Here is a 16,727-nt window from a genome sequence, read left to right as displayed (position 1 = left end):
CTCACCGTTGCCTGAGCATCCGCTGAAGCTCCCTCGCCGCCCGCGGCGGGGCGACGTCCGTGCGGTGGGCCAGGGCGATGGTCCGGTGCAGGCCGGGGCGGGCCAGCGGGGTGACCCGCAGGCTCAGGCCGGCCCGGGTCGCGACCATCCGCGGTACGACCGCCACTCCGAGCCCCGCCCGGACGAACCCCAGCACCGCGTCCATCTCGCCGCCCTCCACCGCGAAGTCCGGCTCGAAGCCCTCGGCGCGGCAGGCCGCCACGGTCAGCTCCCGCAGGTCGTAGCCGTGCCGGAACATCACCAGGCGCTCGCTCGCCAGATCGGCGATGCGCACCACCCGCCCGCCGTGTCCGGGCGCCGGCGCCTCCGGCGAGGAGACCACCACCAGGTCCTCGCGCAGCAACTCCAGGGTGGTCAGCGCGGGCGAGGACGGCGGCAGCGGCAGCACGATCAGCGCCAGGTCGAGCGCGCCCCGGGCCAGCTCGCGCACCAGGTCGTGCGAGCCGCCCTCCTCGATCAGCAGCCGGATGCCCGGGTAGCGGTCGTGGAAGGCGCGCAGCACATCCGGGAGCAGGCCCGTGCACAGGCTCGGTGTCGCCCCGAGCCGCACCCGCCCGCGCCGCAGCTGCACCAGTTCCTGCACCTCCTGCCGGGCGGTGTCCGCGTCCGCGAGGATCCGCCGGGCCAGCGGCAGCAGCGCCTCACCCGCGTCGGTGAGCGTGATGTTGCCCCGTGCGCGCAGGAACAGATCCGCCCCCAGTTCCCGCTCCAGGGCCTTGATCTGCTGGGAGAGCGACGGCTGGGCCACGTGCACCAGCTCGGCGGCCCGGGTGAAGTGCCGGGCCTCGGCGACGGCCACGAAATACTGGAGCTGCTGGAGCTGCATACTGCAACGATAGCCCCGTCCTATGGAAACAAGCTGCACCATGTCTTGGACCGATCGGGACCTTCGGCCCTAGCGTGCTGTCCCATGGCTCTGGCAACGCGGACGGACCGACGGCCGTCCATGGCGCGCACGATGTGGGACTCCTCCGTCGGCAAGAAGACGGTGATGGCCGTCAGCGGTCTGATCATGCTGCTCTACCTGGTGGTGCACATGATCGGAAACCTGAAGATCTACTTCGGGGCGGGCGAGTTCAACCACTACGCCCACTGGCTGCGCACCATCGGCGAACCCTTCATGCACTACGAGTGGACGCTCTGGATCATCCGGGTCGTCCTCGTCGTCGCCGTGGTCGCCCACGCCACCTCCGCGTACCAGCTCAGCCGCCGCGACATCAAGGCGCGGCCCAGCAAGTACGTGCACCCGAGGCCCCGGGCGAGCTACGCCACCCGCACCATGCGCTGGGGCGGGATCATCCTCGGCCTGTTCATCGTGTGGCACATCCTCGACCTGACCACCGGCACCGTGCACTCCGGCGGCTTCCAGCCGGGCCACCCGTACCAGAACGTCGTGGACACCTTCTCCACCTGGTACGGCAACGTGATCTACATCGTCGCGATGCTCGCGCTCGGCCTGCACGTCCGGCACGGCTTCTGGAGCGCCGCGCAGACCCTCGGCGTCGGCAGCCGCGCCCGCGACCGCGCCCTGAAGACCGTCGCCAACGTTCTCGCGCTGCTGCTCACGGTCGGCTTCATCGCCGTGCCCGTGGGCGTGATGACCGGAGTGGTGAGCTGACATGACCGACTACGTGAACTACCGGACCGGCGAACCGATCGCCGACACCAAGGCCCCGGACGGCCCGATCCACGAGCGCTGGGACACCCGCCGCTTCCAGGCCAAGCTGGTCAACCCCGCCAACCGGCGCAAGCACACCGTCATCGTGGTCGGCACCGGCCTCGCCGGCGGGTCCGCCGGCGCCACCCTGGCCGAACAGGGCTACCACGTCGTCCAGTTCTGCTACCAGGACTCTCCGCGCCGCGCCCACTCCATCGCGGCGCAGGGCGGCATCAACGCGGCGAAGAACTACCGCAACGACGGCGACTCGATCCACCGGCTGTTCTACGACACCGTCAAGGGCGGCGACTTCCGCGCCCGCGAGTCCAACGTCGCCCGCCTCGCGCAGATCTCCGTCGAGATCATCGACCAGTGCGTGGCGCAGGGCGTGCCCTTCGCCCGCGAGTACGGCGGCCTGCTCGACACCCGCTCCTTCGGCGGCGTCCAGGTCTCCCGCACCTTCTACGCCCGCGGCCAGACGGGCCAGCAACTGCTGCTCGGCGCCTACCAGGCGCTGTCCAGGCAGATCGCCGCGGGAAACGTGGAGCTGCACCCGCGCACCGAGATGCTGGACCTGATCGTCGTGGACGGACGGGCCCGCGGCATCGTGGCCCGGGACCTGATCACGGGCCGGATCGACACCTACTTCGCGGACGCGGTCGTCCTCGCCTCCGGCGGCTACGGCAACGTCTTCTACCTGTCGACCAACGCCATGAACTCCAACGCGACCGCGATCTGGCGGGCGCACCGGCGCGGTGCCTACTTCGCCAACCCCTGCTTCACGCAGATCCACCCGACGTGCATCCCGCGCACCGGCGACCACCAGTCCAAGCTCACCCTGATGAGCGAGTCGCTGCGCAACGACGGCCGGATCTGGGTGCCCAAGGCCAAGGGCGACAACCGCCCGCCGAACCAGATCCCCGAGGAGGAGCGCGACTACTACCTGGAGCGCATCTACCCCTCCTTCGGCAACCTGGTACCGCGTGACATCGCCTCCCGCGCCGCGAAGAACGTCTGCGACGAGGGCAGGGGCGTGGGCCCCGGCGGCCAGGGCGTCTACCTGGACTTCGCCGACGCGATCCAGCGCATGGGCCGCAAGGCCGTGGAGGCCAAGTACGGCAATCTCTTCGACATGTACCAGCGGATCACCGACGAGGATCCGTACGAGGTGCCGATGCGGATCTACCCGGCCGTGCACTACACGATGGGGGGACTCTGGGTCGACTACGACCTCCAGACCACCATCCCGGGCCTGTTCGCGGTCGGCGAGGCCAACTTCTCCGACCACGGCGCCAACCGGCTCGGTGCCTCCGCGCTGATGCAGGGCCTGGCCGACGGCTACTTCGTGCTGCCGGCCACCATCAACGACTACCTGGCGCGCAATCCCCATCAGGACCCGGTCACCACCGAACACCCGGCGGTGCAGGAGGTGCTGGCGGAGACCGAGGACCGGCTGAACCTGCTGCTCGCCGTCGACGGCGACCGCACCCCCGACTCCTTCCACCGCGAACTCGGCGAACTCATGTGGGAGTTCTGCGGCATGGCCCGCACCGAGGAGGGGCTGCGCAAGGCCCTGGAGCGGATCCCGCAGATCCGCGAGGAGTTCTGGCGGCGGATCAAGGTCCCCGGCACCGGTGAGGAGTTCAACCAGTCGCTGGAGAAGGCCAACCGCATCGTCGACTACCTCGAACTCGCCGAGCTGATGTGCCTCGACGCGCTGCACCGCGCCGAGTCCTGCGGCGGCCACTTCCGCGAGGAGTCCCAGACCCCGGACGGCGAAGCCGCCCGCAAGGACGAGGAGTTCGCGTACGCGGCCGCCTGGGAGTTCGCCGGTACGGGCTCCGCTCCCGTCCTGCACAAGGAAGACCTGGTCTTCGAGTACGTCCACCCCACTCAGCGGAGCTACGCATGAAGCTCACCCTGCGCGTCTGGCGGCAGAAGAACGCCGACGCCGACGGCACCATGTCCACCTACGAGGTGGACGGCATCTCGCCCGACATGTCCTTCCTGGAGATGCTGGACGTCCTCAACGAACAGCTCATCCTCTCCGGCGAGGACCCGGTCGCCTTCGACCACGACTGCCGCGAGGGCATCTGCGGCGCCTGCTCCCTCGTGATCAACGGCGACGCCCACGGCCCCGAGCGGACCACCACCTGCCAGCTGCACATGCGGTCCTTCAAGGACGGCGACACCATCGACATCGAGCCGTGGCGGGCCGCCGCGTTCCCGGTGATCAAGGACCTCGTGGTGGACCGCTCCGCCTTCGACCGGATCATCCAGGCCGGCGGCTACATCACCGCGCCCACCGGTTCCGCGCCGGAGGCCCACGCCACACCGGTGCCCAAGGCGGACGCCGACTTCGCCTTCGAGCACGCCGAGTGCATCGGCTGCGGGGCGTGTGTGGCCGCCTGCCCCAATGGCGCGGCGATGCTGTTCACCTCCGCGAAGATCAACCACCTCAACGTGCTGCCGCAGGGTGCGCCCGAGCGGGAGACGCGGGTGCTCGACATGGTGGCGCAGATGGACGCGGAGGGCTTCGGCGGCTGCACGCTGACGGGGGAGTGCGCGACCGCCTGCCCCAAGGGCATCCCGCTGATGTCCATCACCAGCATGAACAAGGAGTGGCTGCGGGCGACCCGCAAGGCCGGGAAGCGCTAGCCACGCCGCGGAAGCGGTCGGCAGTACCTCACAGACGTTCGCGCTTCGTGCGGACGGGCGGGGCCGGGACGGTGCTCCCCGGCCCCGTCTCGCATGGCCGCGGCGCCCCGCACGGCATGCCCGGCGGGGCTTCAGCGCAGGAAGTCGCGCCGGATCAGGGTGCTGCCCAGCGCCGCGGCCGCCGCGCGCACCGCCGTCGCCTGGGCCTCGGGGCGGAACCGGCTGCCCGGCCCGGCCACGCTGATCGCGGCCAGCGGCTCGTCCCGGCGGCCGAGGACGGGCGCGGCCACGCACACCAGCCCCACGGCGGACTCCTCCCGCTCGAACGCCACCCCCGTCTCCGTCACCCGCTGCAACTGACGGCGCAGGATGCCCGGCGCCACCACGGTGTGCGGGGTACGGCGCTCCAGCGGCCCGGTGAGCACCGCGCGCCGCAGGTCCGCGTCCGCGTGCGCGAGCAGCGCCTTGCCGATCGCGGTGCAGTGCAGCGGCATCCGCCCGCCGGTGCGCGAGGGCACCCTGGCCTGGCGGTGTCCGCCGATCTTGGCGACGTACACGACGTCATGGCCCTCGCGCAGTCCGAGGTGCACGGTCTCGTGGGTGCGCTCGTAGAGGTCCTGGAGGAAGGGCATCGCCACCTCCAGGAGGCTGCGCTCAAGCGACGCGAGCATGCCGAGTTCGAAGAGGCCGCCGCTGAGCCGGTACCCGCCGTCGGTCCGCTCCAGCAGCCGGTTGGCGACCAGCTCACCGGAGAGCCGGTGCACCGTCGCCTTGTGCAGGCCGGTGCGCTGCACCAGTTCCGCGAGGCCAACGGCCTGGTCGTCGGCCCGGAAGGCGCGCAGGATCGTCACCGCCTTGCCCAGCACGGTGTTCAGGTCGGCCGTCTCGGTCATGTCCGCCAGCGTATCGCTGAGCGAGACGAAGTGCTGGTTCGGGGGCTTCGCCCGACCGCACAGTGAAGACGTGAACGAAAGCAATCGGCTCGCCCCCGCGAGCCCCTCCGACATCGCGGCCGCGGCCGAGCGCATCGCCGAGGCCCTCGCCTCCGGCGTGCCGTGCGCGCCGGTGCGCGACCTGATCGGCCGGGACGACCTGGCCGCCGCGTACGCCGTGCAGGACCGGCTCACCGAGCGGCGGCTCGCCGCCGGGGCGACGGTCGTCGGCCGCAAGATCGGTCTCACCTCCGAGGCCGTGCAGCGGCAGCTCGGCGTCGACCGGCCCGACTTCGGGTTCCTGTTCGACGACATGGCGTACGCCGACGGCGACACCATCCCGTTCGACGAGGTCCTCCAGCCGAGGGCCGAGGCGGAGATCGCTTTCGTGCTGGGCGCCGACCTGGCCGACGGCCCGCTCACCCGCGAGCAGGTCGCCACGGCCATCGCGTACGGCGTGCCCGCGCTGGAGATCTGCGGCAGCCGGATCGCCGGGTGGGACATCGGCTTCGGCGACACCGTCGCCGACAACGCCTCCGCGGGGGCGTACGTGCTCGGCGAACAGCGCCTCGGACTCGACCAGTTCGACCCGGTGGCCGTCGCCATGACGATGACCGTCAACGGCGAGGAGGTCTCCACCGGGTCCGGCGCGGACTGCCTCGGCGACCCGGTCGAGGCGGTCGTCTGGCTCGCCCGCACCGCCCGCGAACTCGGCGAGCCGCTGCGGGCCGGCCAGGTCGTCCTCTCCGGCGCCCTCGGCCCGATGCGCCCGGTCGCCGCCGGTGACACCGTCACCGCCACCCTGTCCGGCCTCGGCGCCGTGACGGTCCGCTTCGGCGAGGGAGCAGCATGAGCAGGACGAAGGTCGCGGTCATCGGCTCGGGCAACATCGGCACCGACCTGATGATCAAGGTGCTGCGCGGGGCGCGGCACCTTGAGATGGGGGCGCTGGCGGGCATCGACCCGGCCTCGGACGGACTGGCCCGTGCCGCCCGGCTCGGCGTGCCGGTCACCCACGAGGGCGTCGACGGGCTGATCGCGCTGCCGGGCTTCGACGAGATCGAGATCGTCTTCGACGCCACCTCCGCCAAGGCCCACGAGGCGAACGCCGCCAAGCTGCTGCCCCTCGGCAAGCGGCTGATCGACCTGACGCCGGCCGCCATCGGCCCCTACGTCGTCCCCGCCGTTAACCTCGAAGAGCACCTGGACGCGCCCGACGTCAACATGGTCACCTGCGGCGGCCAGGCCACCATCCCGGTCGTCGCCGCGGTCGGCCGTGTGGTGCCGGTGGCGTACGCCGAGATCGTCGCCTCCATCGCGTCGAGGTCCGCCGGTCCGGGCACCCGGGCCAACATCGACGAGTTCACCGAGACCACCTCGGCCGCCATCGAGCGGGTCGGCGGTGCCCGCCGCGGCAAGGCGATCATCGTCCTGAACCCCGCCGAGCCGCCGCTGATGATGCGGGACACGGTCTTCTGCCTGGTGACGGCGCCGGATGCGGCGACCCAGGACGAGATCCGCCGGTCGGTGGAGAAGATGGTCGCGGACGTCGCCGCGTACGTCCCGGGCTACCGGCTGAAGCAGCAGGTGCAGATCGCCGAGCTGCCCGCCGACCAGCCGGTGGGCACGCTCCTGGCCGACGGCGGCACCCTGCCCACCCACCAGGTGTCGGTCTTCCTCGAGGTCGAGGGCGCCGCGCACTACCTCCCGGCCTACGCCGGCAACCTCGACATCATGACCTCCGCCGGCCTCCGGGTCGCGGAGCGCATCGCAGCACGGAAGGCGGGCCGCTGATGGGCACCCCGGTCTTCGTCCAGGACGTGACCCTGCGCGACGGCATGCACGCCGTACGGCACCGGATCACCCCCGAGGACGTCAAACGCATCGTCGCCGCGCTCGACCGGGCCGGCGTCGACGCCATCGAGGTCGCGCACGGCGACGGCCTCGCGGGCGGCTCGGTCAACTACGGCCCCGGCTCCCACACGGACTGGGAGTGGATCGAGGCGGCGGCCTCCGTGCTGGAGCGCGCCCGCCTCACCACCCTGCTGCTGCCCGGCGTCGGCACCATCCACGAGCTGCGGCGCGCCCACGAACTGGGCGTCCGCTCGGTCCGCGTCGCCACGCACTGCACCGAGGCCGACATCTCGGCCCAGCACATCGCCGCCGCGCGGGAACTGGGCATGGACGTGTCCGGCTTCCTGATGCTGTCCCACATGGCCCCGCCGGAGGAACTGGCCCGGCAGGCCAAGCTGATGGAGTCCTACGGTGCGCATTGCGTCTACGTCACCGACTCCGGCGGCCGGCTCACCATGAACGACGTGACCGCCCGGGTCCGGGCCTACCGCGACGTGCTGGACGCCGGCACCGAGATCGGGATCCACGCCCACGAGAACCTCTCGCTGGCGGTCGCCAACTCGGTCGTCGCCGTGGAGAACGGGGTGCGCCGCGTCGACGCGTCGCTCGCCGGGCACGGCGCGGGCGCGGGCAACTGCCCGCTGGAGGCGTTCATCGCGGTCGCGAACATCTCGGACTTCGAGCACGGTTGCGATCTGTTCCGGCTCCAGGACGCCGCCGACGACATCGTCCGGCCGCTCCAGGACCGCCCGGTGCGCGTCGACCGCGAGACGCTCACCCTGGGCTACGCGGGTGTCTACTCGTCGTTCCTGCGGCACGCGGAGGCCGCCGCCGGGCGCTACGGCCTCGATGTGCGCGACATCCTCGTGGAGTGCGGCCGGCGCCGTCTCGTGGGCGGCCAGGAGGACATGATCGTCGACGTGGCGCTCACGCTGGTCGCCGAACGCGCGGCGCAGGCGGCCTGAGTGGAGCCGCGGCGGCTCAGCGCGGGGGCAGGAGGGCCTCGCCGAGCGAGACCAGGCCGTCGGCGAGTTCCGTCATGAACCGCGCGATCGGAATGCCGTCCGCCGACTGGAAGGAGACGAAGGCGCCGTCGAAGCCCGCCATGCCGAAGGGGGCCAGGGCGTCACCGACCGCGTCGGCGGCCGCCTCGCCCTCGCCCGCGAAGGCGGAACGGATCATGTGCCGCATGTAGGTGCGGCCCTCGTCGCGGACGGTCCGCACGGTCCGCAGCGCCTCCGGCGCCTCGGCGGCCTCGTGGCTCATCACCAGGACCAGCAGGAGCCGCAGGAACTCCTCGCGGTTCTCGATGACCTCGCCGGTCCGCAGCAGGTACCAGCGCATCCGCTCGCGCGGTGTGCCGCCCCGCGGCGGATCGCGGTGCGCGTCGCGCATGGCGTCGAAGAAGCCCTGCGCGCCCTGTGCCATCACCGCCGACAGCAGTCCTGCCTTGGACTCGAAGTGGTGGTAGAAGGCGCTCTTCGGCAGGCCCGTCTCCTTGACGAGCGTCGACATCGACGTGCCGGCGTACCCGCGCACGGACATGACCCGTGCGGCCGCGTCCAGGATCTCCTGCCGTGATCGCCGGCCCCGGCGGTTGCTGGTGTGCGCTTTCGGCGCGGGCGTTTCCACCCGCCGAAGTGTAGGCCGCGCCGCGCGGACCATGATCCGCGCCGTGATCAGGCCTTCTGCATCTATGAGTTGATCACCTGACAACCCTTGACATATCGCCGTCACAGGTTGTTAATCTCCCGACAAATGGACCGACCGATCGGTCCAAAACTTCCGCACGCGGGACGTGCGGACAGGACAACGGAGTCTGCGCATGCCCCAGAGCCACGACGCGGATGTCGCGATCGTCGGGTACGGCCCGACCGGTGTGATCGCCGCCCTCACCCTCGCCCGCCACGGCGTCAGTGCCATCGCCCTGGAACGGGACAAGGACCTCTATCCCCGTGCCCGTGCCGTCACCGTCAACGACTGGACGATGCGGATCTTCCAGGACCTCGGCGTCGACGAGCGCATCGAGAAGAAGATCGATCCGCAGCGGGCCCTGCGCTGGATGACCTACGGCGGCGACGAGATCATGCGGATCGAGCACCCGCCGTCCACGCTCGGGCGCACGCCGCGCTTCTACAACATCTACCAGCCCACCATGGAGGCCGAGCTGCGCGCGGCGGCCGAGGAGGCGGGCGACCTCGTCACCGTCCGCTACGGCGCCGAGGTCACCGGCATCGACCAGGACGCCGACGGGGTCACCCTCACCACCACGGACACCGGGACCGGTGAGACGCGCACCGTGCGCACCCGGTACGCGATCGGCGCCGACGGCGGTTCCAGCGCCACCCGCGGCCGCATCGGCTGCCGGCTCGACGGCGACACCAGCCACGTCACCTGGGTGGTCATCGACTGCCGGGTCAAGCGCTGGTGGCCCGACCGCGACTTTTTGACCTTCTGGTCCGACGCCGAGCGCCCGGTCGTCGACATCGCCCTGTCCGCGGGCAACCACCGCTGGGAGATCCCCCTCAAGCCCGACGAGACCCCCGAGGACTACCCGACCAGCGCCGAGGTGTGGCCGCTGCTCAAGGCGCTCGGGGTGACCGAGGACGACGTCGAGATCCACCAGCACGCCTTCTACCGGCACCACGTGCGCATGGCCGACACCTGGCGCAAGGGCCGGGTGTTCCTGGCCGGCGACGCGGCCCACCTGATGCCGCCGTGGGCCGGGGCCGGGATGCAGACCGGGATGCGCGACGCCCACAACCTGGGCTGGAAACTCGCCCGCGTCGTCAAGGGCGAGCTGCCGGAGACCTGGCTGGACACCTACGAGGCCGAGCGGCGCCCGAACGCCGCCTTCTACACCGCGCTCGCGGTCGGCCTCGGACGGGTCATCAAGCGGGAGGCCTCCGAGGAGGAGCAGGCGGCGATGAACGCGGTGCCCGAGAACACGGTCACCCCCTACGAGCCGCCGCTGATCGCCCCGCCGGTGCTGGAGGGCGGCTGGCTGCGGGGCCCGCTGGGCGACGCCTCCGTCGTCGGCCGGATGATGCCGCAGCCCATCATGGGCGACACCGCCGGCCGGATGGCCCGGCTCGACGACCTGCTCGGCGACGGCTTCGTCCTGCTCGGCGACGACATCGACCCCGCGACCCTGCTGACGCCCGAGGAGAAGGCCGGCTGGGACGCGCTCGGCGCCCGCTACCTCGCCGTCCGGCCCAAGACGACGTACACGCAGGGATCTGCGGAACTGGTCGACCTCGACGAGGCGCTGCTGCCGTGGCTGCGCCGCTACGGCGCCCGCGCCGTGGCCGTGCGCCCCGACCGGTTCGTGGCCGCGGCCGACGTCAGCGGCCTCGCCGTCCCCACGCTCTGACGGGCCCGAGAGCCCGAGAGCCCGAAAGAAGGAGAACGGACATGTCCGGAGTCAAGGAACTCGGATACGTCGTCTACGAGGTCGGCAGCCTCACCGACTGGGAGCACTTCGGCGTCGAACTGCTCGGCATGCAGTACGGCGAGAAGACCGACGACGGATTCACGCTGCGCACCGACGAGAAGGCCCACCGCTGGGTCGTCACCGAGGGGCCCGCCGACGACCTCGTGGCCACCGGCTACGAGGTCTCGGACGCGGCCGCGCTCGACGCGCTCGTCGCCCGGCTGCGCGCCGCCGGGACCGAGGTCGCCGAGGGCGGCGAGGCCCTGGCCGCCGCCCGCAAGGTCGAGCGGATCTTCGTCACCACCGATCCGATGGGCAACCGCGTCGAACTGGTCACCGGTCTCGCCGACGCCGCCACCCCGTTCGAGTCCGCGAAGCTGCTCGGCGGCTTCGTCACCGGCGCCGGCGGCGCCGGACACCAGGTCCTGCTCGCCCATGGCGTCTCCCGAGAGACCTACCTCGGCTTCTACATCGACCTGCTCGGCTTCAAGATCAGCGACATCATCGTCGAGGAACTGGCCCCGGGCGTCGTCGCCGACCTGATCTTCCTGCACTGCAACGGCCGCCACCACACCGTGGCCTTCGGCGACATGCCCTCGCCGAAGAAGACCCACCACTTCATGGTCGAGGTCGACGACATCCGCGACGTCGGCCTCGCCTACGACCGGTGCATGGACGCCAAGCAGCCGTTCGAGATGACCCTCGGCATGCACCCCAACGACCAGATGTTCAGCTTCTACGTCTTCACCCCCTCGGGCTTCAGCGTCGAGTACGGCTGGGGCGGGCTGATCATCGATGACGAGACCTGGGAGGTGAGGACGCTCGACAAGCTGCACAGCTGGGGCCACCGCCCGCCGGGTGTCGTCGCCGACCTGCTCGCCGCCGCACCCGCACCGCACGGAGAGGCCCACTGATGACCCTGGACCCGAACGCCATCGCCCGCACCGTCGAGACCCCCGACTGGACGCTGCGCTACTACGAGGCCGGCTCCGGCCACCCCCTCGTGCTGCTGCACGGCAGCGGGCCGGGCGCGACCGGCTGGAGCAACTTCGCCGGCAACATCGAGGCGCTGGCCGAGCACTTCCACGTGTACGCCGTCGACATGCCCGGGTGGGGCGAGTCGTCGGCGGCCACCGTCGACCAGCTCGACCACGTCACGGCGGCGATCCAGTTCCTGGACGCGCTCGGCATCGACAAGGCCGCGTTCGTCGGCAACTCGATGGGCGGCCAGACCTCGCTGCGGCTCGCCACCGAGCACCCCGACCGCATCTCGCACCTGGTGACCATGGGCCCGCCGGTAGGCCGGATGCCCACCCTCTTCGGCGCCGGCGACGGCCCCTCCGAGGGACTCAAGGTGCTGATCGAGGCCTACCGGGACGCGAGCCCCGAGAACATGCGCCGCCTCGTCGAGATCATGGTCTACGACAAGGCCCGCTTCGCCACCCCCGAGCTGTGCAAGGCCCGCTCCGACGCCGCGCTCGCCCGGCCCGAGCACCTGCGCAACTACGTGGACGGCCTGCCGAAGGGCGCGCCGCTGCCGAAGTGGGTCAAGCCCGAGCTGCTGCCGGCCATCCAGGTGCCGACCCTGCTCATCCACGGCCGGGACGACCGCGTCGTCTCCTACGAGAACTCGCTGTTCCTGCTGGCGAACATCCCGAACAGCCGGCTGGTCGTGCTCAACCACTGCGGCCACTGGGCCATGATCGAGCACGCCGACGAGTTCAACCGGTTGGTCGTAGACTTCGTCGCGAACAACTGACCCGCGGTCAACGGGGGTTGTGACACCCCCACCGTTCAGCAACCGCACATCCTCTCTCCGGTCACCTGTCACGCGCCGGCCAGCCGGCGTCGGAAGAACAGGAGCGGCGGGCCGTACGCCACGGCCCGTCGCCGTCGCCGAATAGGCCCCGTGACCAGGAGAGTGCCATGACCGGCGTTTCCACCCTCGACCGTCCGCCGCAGCCCGCGGTCCCCGCCCGCTACACCGTCGCCCTCGCCCGCGACGAGGACGACGTGCGGGCCGCGCAACGGCTGCGGCACGACGTCTTCGCCGGGGAGCTGGGCGCCCTCCTCACCAGCCCCGAGCCGGGCCTCGACATCGACGCCTTCGACGCCCACTGCGACCACCTGCTGGTCCGCGACACCGGCACCGGACAGGTCGTCGGCACCTACCGGCTGCTGCCGCCCGAGCGCGCCGCGATCGCCGGACGGCTGTACTCCGAGGGCGAGTTCGAGCTCGGCGCGCTCGACGCGATACGGCCCGGACTGGTCGAGGTCGGCCGCTCCTGCGTGCACCCCGACCACCGCGACGGCGCGGTCATCGGCCTGATCTGGGCCGGCATCGCCCGCTACATGACCGACCGGGGCCACGAGTGGCTGGCCGGCTGCTGCTCGATCCCGCTCACCGACGGCGGCACCCTCGCCGGCGCCGCCTGGGACCGGGTGCGCGCGGGACACCTCGCGCCCGAGGAGTACCGGGTACGGCCGCTGCTGCCCTGGACGCCGAAGGCCGGGGCGCCCGCCGCGCGCGGCGAACTCCCCGCCCTGCTGCGCGGCTATCTGCGCCTCGGCGCCTGGGTGTGCGGGGAACCCGCCCACGACCCGGACTTCGGGGTCGCCGACCTGTACGTGCTGCTGCCGATGCGCCGGGTCAACCCGCGCTATCTGCGGCACTTCCTCTCCCTCGTGCCGTCCTGATGAGCGGCTGGCTGCCCAGCGCGCCCTGCACCCCCGCCGCCTGCGTGGAACCGGCGCCCGCCGCCGTGGCCGTACCCCGCGCCGTGCTGCGGCTGGCCGCCGTCGCGGCCCTGGTGCTCACCGCGATCGTCCTGGCCCCGCTCGGCCGGGGGGCGTCCCGCTCGCGGGCGCGGATCCCCGACGAGTGGGTCAGACGGTGGTGCCGGGCCGTCGTACGGGCCATCGGGGTGCGGACGCGGATCACCGGCGCCGCCGCGCCGGGCGGCGGGCTGCTGCTCGTCGCCAACCACGTCTCCTGGCTGGACATCCCGCTGCTCACCGCCGTACGACCGGCCAGGATGCTCGGCAAGACCGAGATCCGACGGTGGCCGGTGGCGGGCCCGCTGGCCGCGCGGGCCGGCACCCTGTTCATCGAACGGGACCGGCTGCGCGCCCTGCCCGCCACGGTCTCCGTGATCGCCGACGCCCTGCGCACGGGCTCGGCCGTGGCCGCCTTCCCGGAGGGGAGCACCTGGTGCGGACGCGCCCACGGCCGCTTCCACCGGGCCGTGTTCCAGGCCGCGTTGGACGCGGGCGTCCCCGTGCAGCCGGTCGGCCTGCGCTACCGGCTCGCGGACGGCGGCACCGGCACCCCGGCCGCCTTCGTCGGCGAGGACACCCTGCTCGCCTCCCTGTGGCGGGTGGCCCGGACCAGGGGACTGGTGGCCGAGGTCGAGGTGCACCCCGCGATCGCGCCCGGCACCCACGCCGACCGCCGCGCCCTGGCCACGGCGGCCCAGCCGATCGCCCCGGCCCCGCTGTGGACCCACGCCGCCCTGGTCGCCGGCCACCGCACCCTCGCACACCCCCTCACGGCCGGCCGGGCGGGCGACCGGCGGGGGATGACCCGGGCGGGATGACCGACGCCCGGTCGCGTCCGGTACCGCTTTTGGGCGCGGGCCGGGCCGGATGCGGTGCCGTCGCCTTGCCCGCGCGGGACGCGACGATCCGGGCGCGGCGCCGTCGTCGCGGCGGCGCGGCCGGGCGGCGGTCGCGGACTACGGCAGGACCCGCGCCAGGTACGGCGCCGTCGCGCTGTCCCGCGCACGGGCCACCCGCTGCGGCGGGCCCGCGGCGACGATCCGGCCGCCCTGGTCGCCGCCGCCCGGCCCCAGGTCGATCACCCAGTCGGCGCCCGCGACCACCGTCATGTCGTGCTCGACCACGACGACCGTGTGCCCGGCGTCCACCAGTCCGTGCAGCCGGTCCATCAGCACCTCGACGTCGGCCGGGTGCAGTCCGGTGGTCGGCTCGTCCAGCAGATAGAGGGTGTGCCCGCGCCGTCCGCGCTGCAACTCGCCGGCCAGCTTGATCCGTTGGGCCTCGCCACCGGACAGCTCGGTCGCGGGCTGGCCGAGCCGGAGGTAGCCGAGGCCCACGTCGAGCAGCGTGCCCAGGCTGCGCGCGGCGGCCGGGACGTCCGCGAAGAACTCCGCCGCCGCCTCCACCGTGAGGTCCAGCACCTCGGCGATGTTCCGCCCCCGGTACGCCACCCGCAGCGTCTCGGGGTTGTAGCGGGCGCCGCCGCAGTCCGGGCAGGGCGCGTACGTGCTCGGCAGGAACAGCAGCTCCACGCTGACGAACCCCTCGCCCTGACAGGTCTCGCACCGTCCCCCGGCGACATTGAAGGAGAACCGCCCGACGCCGTACCCGTGTTCGCGCGCCGAGTCGGTCGCCGCGAACACCTTCCGCACGACGTCGAACAGACCGGTGTACGTGGCGAGATTGGAGCGCGGGGTGCGGCCGATCGGCTTCTGGTCGACCCGCACCAGCCGGTCCACGCCCTCCGGTTCCCCCGTCAGCTCGCCGATCAGCGTGGACTTCCCGGAGCCGGAGACCCCGGTGACGGCGGTGAACGCGCCCAGCGGGAACTCGGCCGTCACCTCGCGCAGGTTGTGCCGGCTGACCGGGCCGACCTTCCACCAGCCGCGCGGCTCGCGGACTTCACGCGCCGGGCCGGGCGCCTCGTCGAAGAGGAACGCGGCCGTCGCCGACTCCTCGACCGACGCCAGCTCGGCCGGCGGTCCGCTGTACAGCACGCGCCCGCCGTGCTCGCCCGCGCCCGGGCCGACGTCCACCAGCCAGTCGGCGCCGCGCACCACCTCCAGATGGTGCTCCACCACGAACACCGAGTTGCCCGCCGCCTTCAGCCGCTCCAGCACGGTCAGCAGCGCCTCGGTGTCCGCCGGGTGCAGCCCCGCGGACGGCTCGTCCAGCACGTAGACCACGCCGAACAGCCCGGAACGCAACTGCGTGGCCAGCCGCAGCCGTTGCAGCTCGCCCGCCGAGAGGGTCGGGGTGGCACGATCCAGGCTGAGGTAGCCGAGGCCGAGTTCCACCACCGGGGCGATCCGGGACTTCAGATCGCCGGTGAGCACCCGGGCCGTCTCCGAACCGCCGTCGAGCAGTCCGGCCAGGTCGGTCAGCGGCAGCGACGCCAGCTCGGCGATGGTGCGCCCGCCGAAGGTCACCGCGAGCGCCTCGGGCCGCAGCCGGCTGCCCCCGCAGTCCGGGCAGGGCGCGCTCACCAGGAAGCGCTCCGCCTTCTTGCGCAGGGTCGGCGACTTGGTGTCGGAGAACGTCTTGAGCACATACCGGCGGGCGCTCATGTACGTGCCCTGGTACGGACGTTGGATGCGGTCCGCGTCCCGCACCGGATGCACCGTGACGACCGGCTGCTCGTCGGTGAACAGGATCCACCGCCGCTGCTCGGCGGGCAGCTCGCGCCAGGGGCGGTCCACGTCGTGGCCGAGCGCGTCCAGGATGTCCCGCAGGTTCTTGCCCTGCCAGGCGCCCGGCCAGGCCGCGATGGCGCCCTCGCGCACCGACAGCGACGGATCGGGCACCAGCAGCTCCTCGCTGGTGTCGTGCACCTGGCCCAGACCGTGGCAGCGCGGACAGGCGCCGGCCGCCGTGTTCGGCGAGAACGCGTCGGAGTCCAGCCGCTCGGCGCCCGGCGGGTACTCCCCCGCGCGCGAGAACAGCATGCGCAGGGAGTTGGAGAGATTGGTGACCGTGCCCACCGAGGAACGCGAGGTGGGCGCCGCGCGCCGCTGCTGGAGCGAGACCGCGGGCGGCAGCCCGGTGATCTCACCGACCTTGGGCGCTCCGACCTGGTGGATCAGCCGGCGCGCGTAGGGTGCGACCGACTCGAAGTAGCGGCGCTGGGCCTCGGCGTAGATCGTGCCGAACGCCAGGGACGACTTCCCCGAGCCGGACACACCGGTGAACACGGCCAGTACGTCGCGCGGGACGTCCACGTCGACGCCCTTGAGGTTGTGCTCGCGGGCGCCGCGGACGCGGACGTAGGGATCATGGGGGCTTTGGTGCATGGAAAACACACCCTATCCGCCCCCGTCCGCTAGGGTCTTGCGTTTGGATCAGGCCGGATCAGGGA

At 72.2% G+C, this 16,727-nt stretch carries 15 protein-coding genes; 11 read left to right on the top strand and 4 right to left on the bottom strand.

Going from position 1 to position 16,727, the window contains the following annotated elements; genetic code table 11:
- Position 1: 1 nt before the first annotated feature.
- A complete protein-coding gene (locus HZZ00_RS23035; protein WP_180328232.1) occupies positions 2 to 886 on the bottom strand; it encodes a LysR family transcriptional regulator in 885 nt (294 codons plus the stop codon).
- A 120-nt stretch (positions 887 to 1,006) separates the two neighbouring features.
- Between HZZ00_RS23035 and HZZ00_RS23030 the strand changes: the two genes are divergently transcribed.
- From HZZ00_RS23030 to HZZ00_RS23020, 3 genes are read left to right on the top strand one after another with little or no spacing between them, the layout of a single operon-like run.
- A complete protein-coding gene (locus HZZ00_RS23030) occupies positions 1,007 to 1,678 on the top strand; it encodes a succinate dehydrogenase (RefSeq protein WP_070022598.1) in 672 nt (223 codons plus the stop codon).
- 1 nt (position 1,679) lies between these two features.
- Complete coding sequence (locus tag HZZ00_RS23025; RefSeq protein ID WP_180328231.1) at positions 1,680 to 3,629, top strand: fumarate reductase/succinate dehydrogenase flavoprotein subunit; 1,950 nt, start codon at positions 1,680 to 1,682, stop codon at positions 3,627 to 3,629.
- Entirely contained in the window at positions 3,626 to 4,375 is a 750-nt protein-coding gene (locus HZZ00_RS23020; protein ID WP_180328230.1) for a succinate dehydrogenase/fumarate reductase iron-sulfur subunit, read from the top strand. The genes HZZ00_RS23025 and HZZ00_RS23020 overlap by 4 nt, the downstream gene beginning before the upstream one ends.
- Before the next feature lie 131 nt (positions 4,376 to 4,506).
- Here HZZ00_RS23020 and HZZ00_RS23015 read toward each other — a convergent pair whose 3' ends face one another.
- On the bottom strand, positions 4,507 to 5,268 hold the full coding sequence (locus HZZ00_RS23015; protein ID WP_180328229.1) for an IclR family transcriptional regulator: 762 nt from the start codon (positions 5,266 to 5,268) through the stop codon (positions 4,507 to 4,509).
- Between the two features lie 70 nt (positions 5,269 to 5,338).
- Between HZZ00_RS23015 and HZZ00_RS23010 the strand changes: the two genes are divergently transcribed.
- Genes HZZ00_RS23010 through dmpG form a run of 3 tightly spaced genes read left to right on the top strand, consistent with a single transcriptional unit; the run spans position 5,339 to position 8,126 of the window.
- Positions 5,339 to 6,160 (top strand): 2-keto-4-pentenoate hydratase, encoded by an 822-nt coding sequence (locus tag HZZ00_RS23010; protein ID WP_257585127.1) that lies wholly within the window; start codon positions 5,339 to 5,341, stop codon positions 6,158 to 6,160.
- Positions 6,157 to 7,101: an acetaldehyde dehydrogenase (acetylating) gene (locus tag HZZ00_RS23005; protein ID WP_180328227.1), complete on the top strand. Its 945-nt coding sequence runs from the start codon at positions 6,157 to 6,159 to the stop codon at positions 7,099 to 7,101. The genes HZZ00_RS23010 and HZZ00_RS23005 overlap by 4 nt, the downstream gene beginning before the upstream one ends.
- Positions 7,101 to 8,126, top strand: a complete 1,026-nt coding sequence (gene dmpG, locus HZZ00_RS23000) for a 4-hydroxy-2-oxovalerate aldolase (RefSeq protein WP_180328226.1) — start codon at positions 7,101 to 7,103, stop codon at positions 8,124 to 8,126. The genes HZZ00_RS23005 and dmpG overlap by 1 nt, the downstream gene beginning before the upstream one ends.
- 16 nt (positions 8,127 to 8,142) lie before the next feature.
- On the opposite strand, the gene HZZ00_RS22995 is transcribed toward dmpG, so the two are convergent.
- On the bottom strand, positions 8,143 to 8,793 hold the full coding sequence (locus HZZ00_RS22995; protein WP_257585124.1) for a TetR/AcrR family transcriptional regulator: 651 nt from the start codon (positions 8,791 to 8,793) through the stop codon (positions 8,143 to 8,145).
- Between the two features lie 193 nt (positions 8,794 to 8,986).
- Between HZZ00_RS22995 and HZZ00_RS22990 the strand changes: the two genes are divergently transcribed.
- The 5 genes from HZZ00_RS22990 to HZZ00_RS22970 all read left to right on the top strand — a co-directional run bounded on the left by HZZ00_RS22990 (position 8,987) and on the right by HZZ00_RS22970 (position 14,190).
- Entirely contained in the window at positions 8,987 to 10,534 is a 1,548-nt protein-coding gene (locus HZZ00_RS22990) for a bifunctional 3-(3-hydroxy-phenyl)propionate/3-hydroxycinnamic acid hydroxylase (RefSeq protein WP_180328224.1), read from the top strand.
- A gap of 41 nt (positions 10,535 to 10,575) precedes the next feature.
- Positions 10,576 to 11,508 carry a VOC family protein gene (locus HZZ00_RS22985; protein ID WP_180328223.1) on the top strand — a complete coding sequence of 311 codons (933 nt, stop codon included), beginning with the start codon at positions 10,576 to 10,578 and terminating at the stop codon, positions 11,506 to 11,508.
- On the top strand, positions 11,508 to 12,353 hold the full coding sequence (locus HZZ00_RS22980) for an alpha/beta fold hydrolase (RefSeq protein WP_180328222.1): 846 nt from the start codon (positions 11,508 to 11,510) through the stop codon (positions 12,351 to 12,353). The genes HZZ00_RS22985 and HZZ00_RS22980 overlap by 1 nt, the downstream gene beginning before the upstream one ends.
- Positions 12,354 to 12,520: 167 nt before the next feature.
- A complete protein-coding gene (locus HZZ00_RS22975) occupies positions 12,521 to 13,291 on the top strand; it encodes a GNAT family N-acetyltransferase (protein WP_180328221.1) in 771 nt (256 codons plus the stop codon).
- Positions 13,291 to 14,190 carry a 1-acyl-sn-glycerol-3-phosphate acyltransferase gene (locus HZZ00_RS22970; protein WP_180328220.1) on the top strand — a complete coding sequence of 300 codons (900 nt, stop codon included), beginning with the start codon at positions 13,291 to 13,293 and terminating at the stop codon, positions 14,188 to 14,190. Before HZZ00_RS22975 ends, HZZ00_RS22970 begins: the two co-directional genes overlap by 1 nt.
- Before the next feature lie 138 nt (positions 14,191 to 14,328).
- Here the strand turns inward: HZZ00_RS22970 and HZZ00_RS22965 are convergent, their stop codons facing one another.
- Positions 14,329 to 16,662, bottom strand: a complete 2,334-nt coding sequence (locus HZZ00_RS22965; RefSeq protein ID WP_180328219.1) for an excinuclease ABC subunit UvrA — start codon at positions 16,660 to 16,662, stop codon at positions 14,329 to 14,331.
- Positions 16,663 to 16,727 lie beyond the last annotated feature (65 nt).

The organism is Streptomyces sp. NEAU-sy36 (assembly GCF_013423905.1).
Classification (GTDB): domain Bacteria; phylum Actinomycetota; class Actinomycetes; order Streptomycetales; family Streptomycetaceae; genus Streptomyces; species Streptomyces misionensis.
The sequence above is the reverse complement of the archived record's forward strand: the minus strand, read 5'-3'. Positions and strand labels throughout refer to the sequence as shown.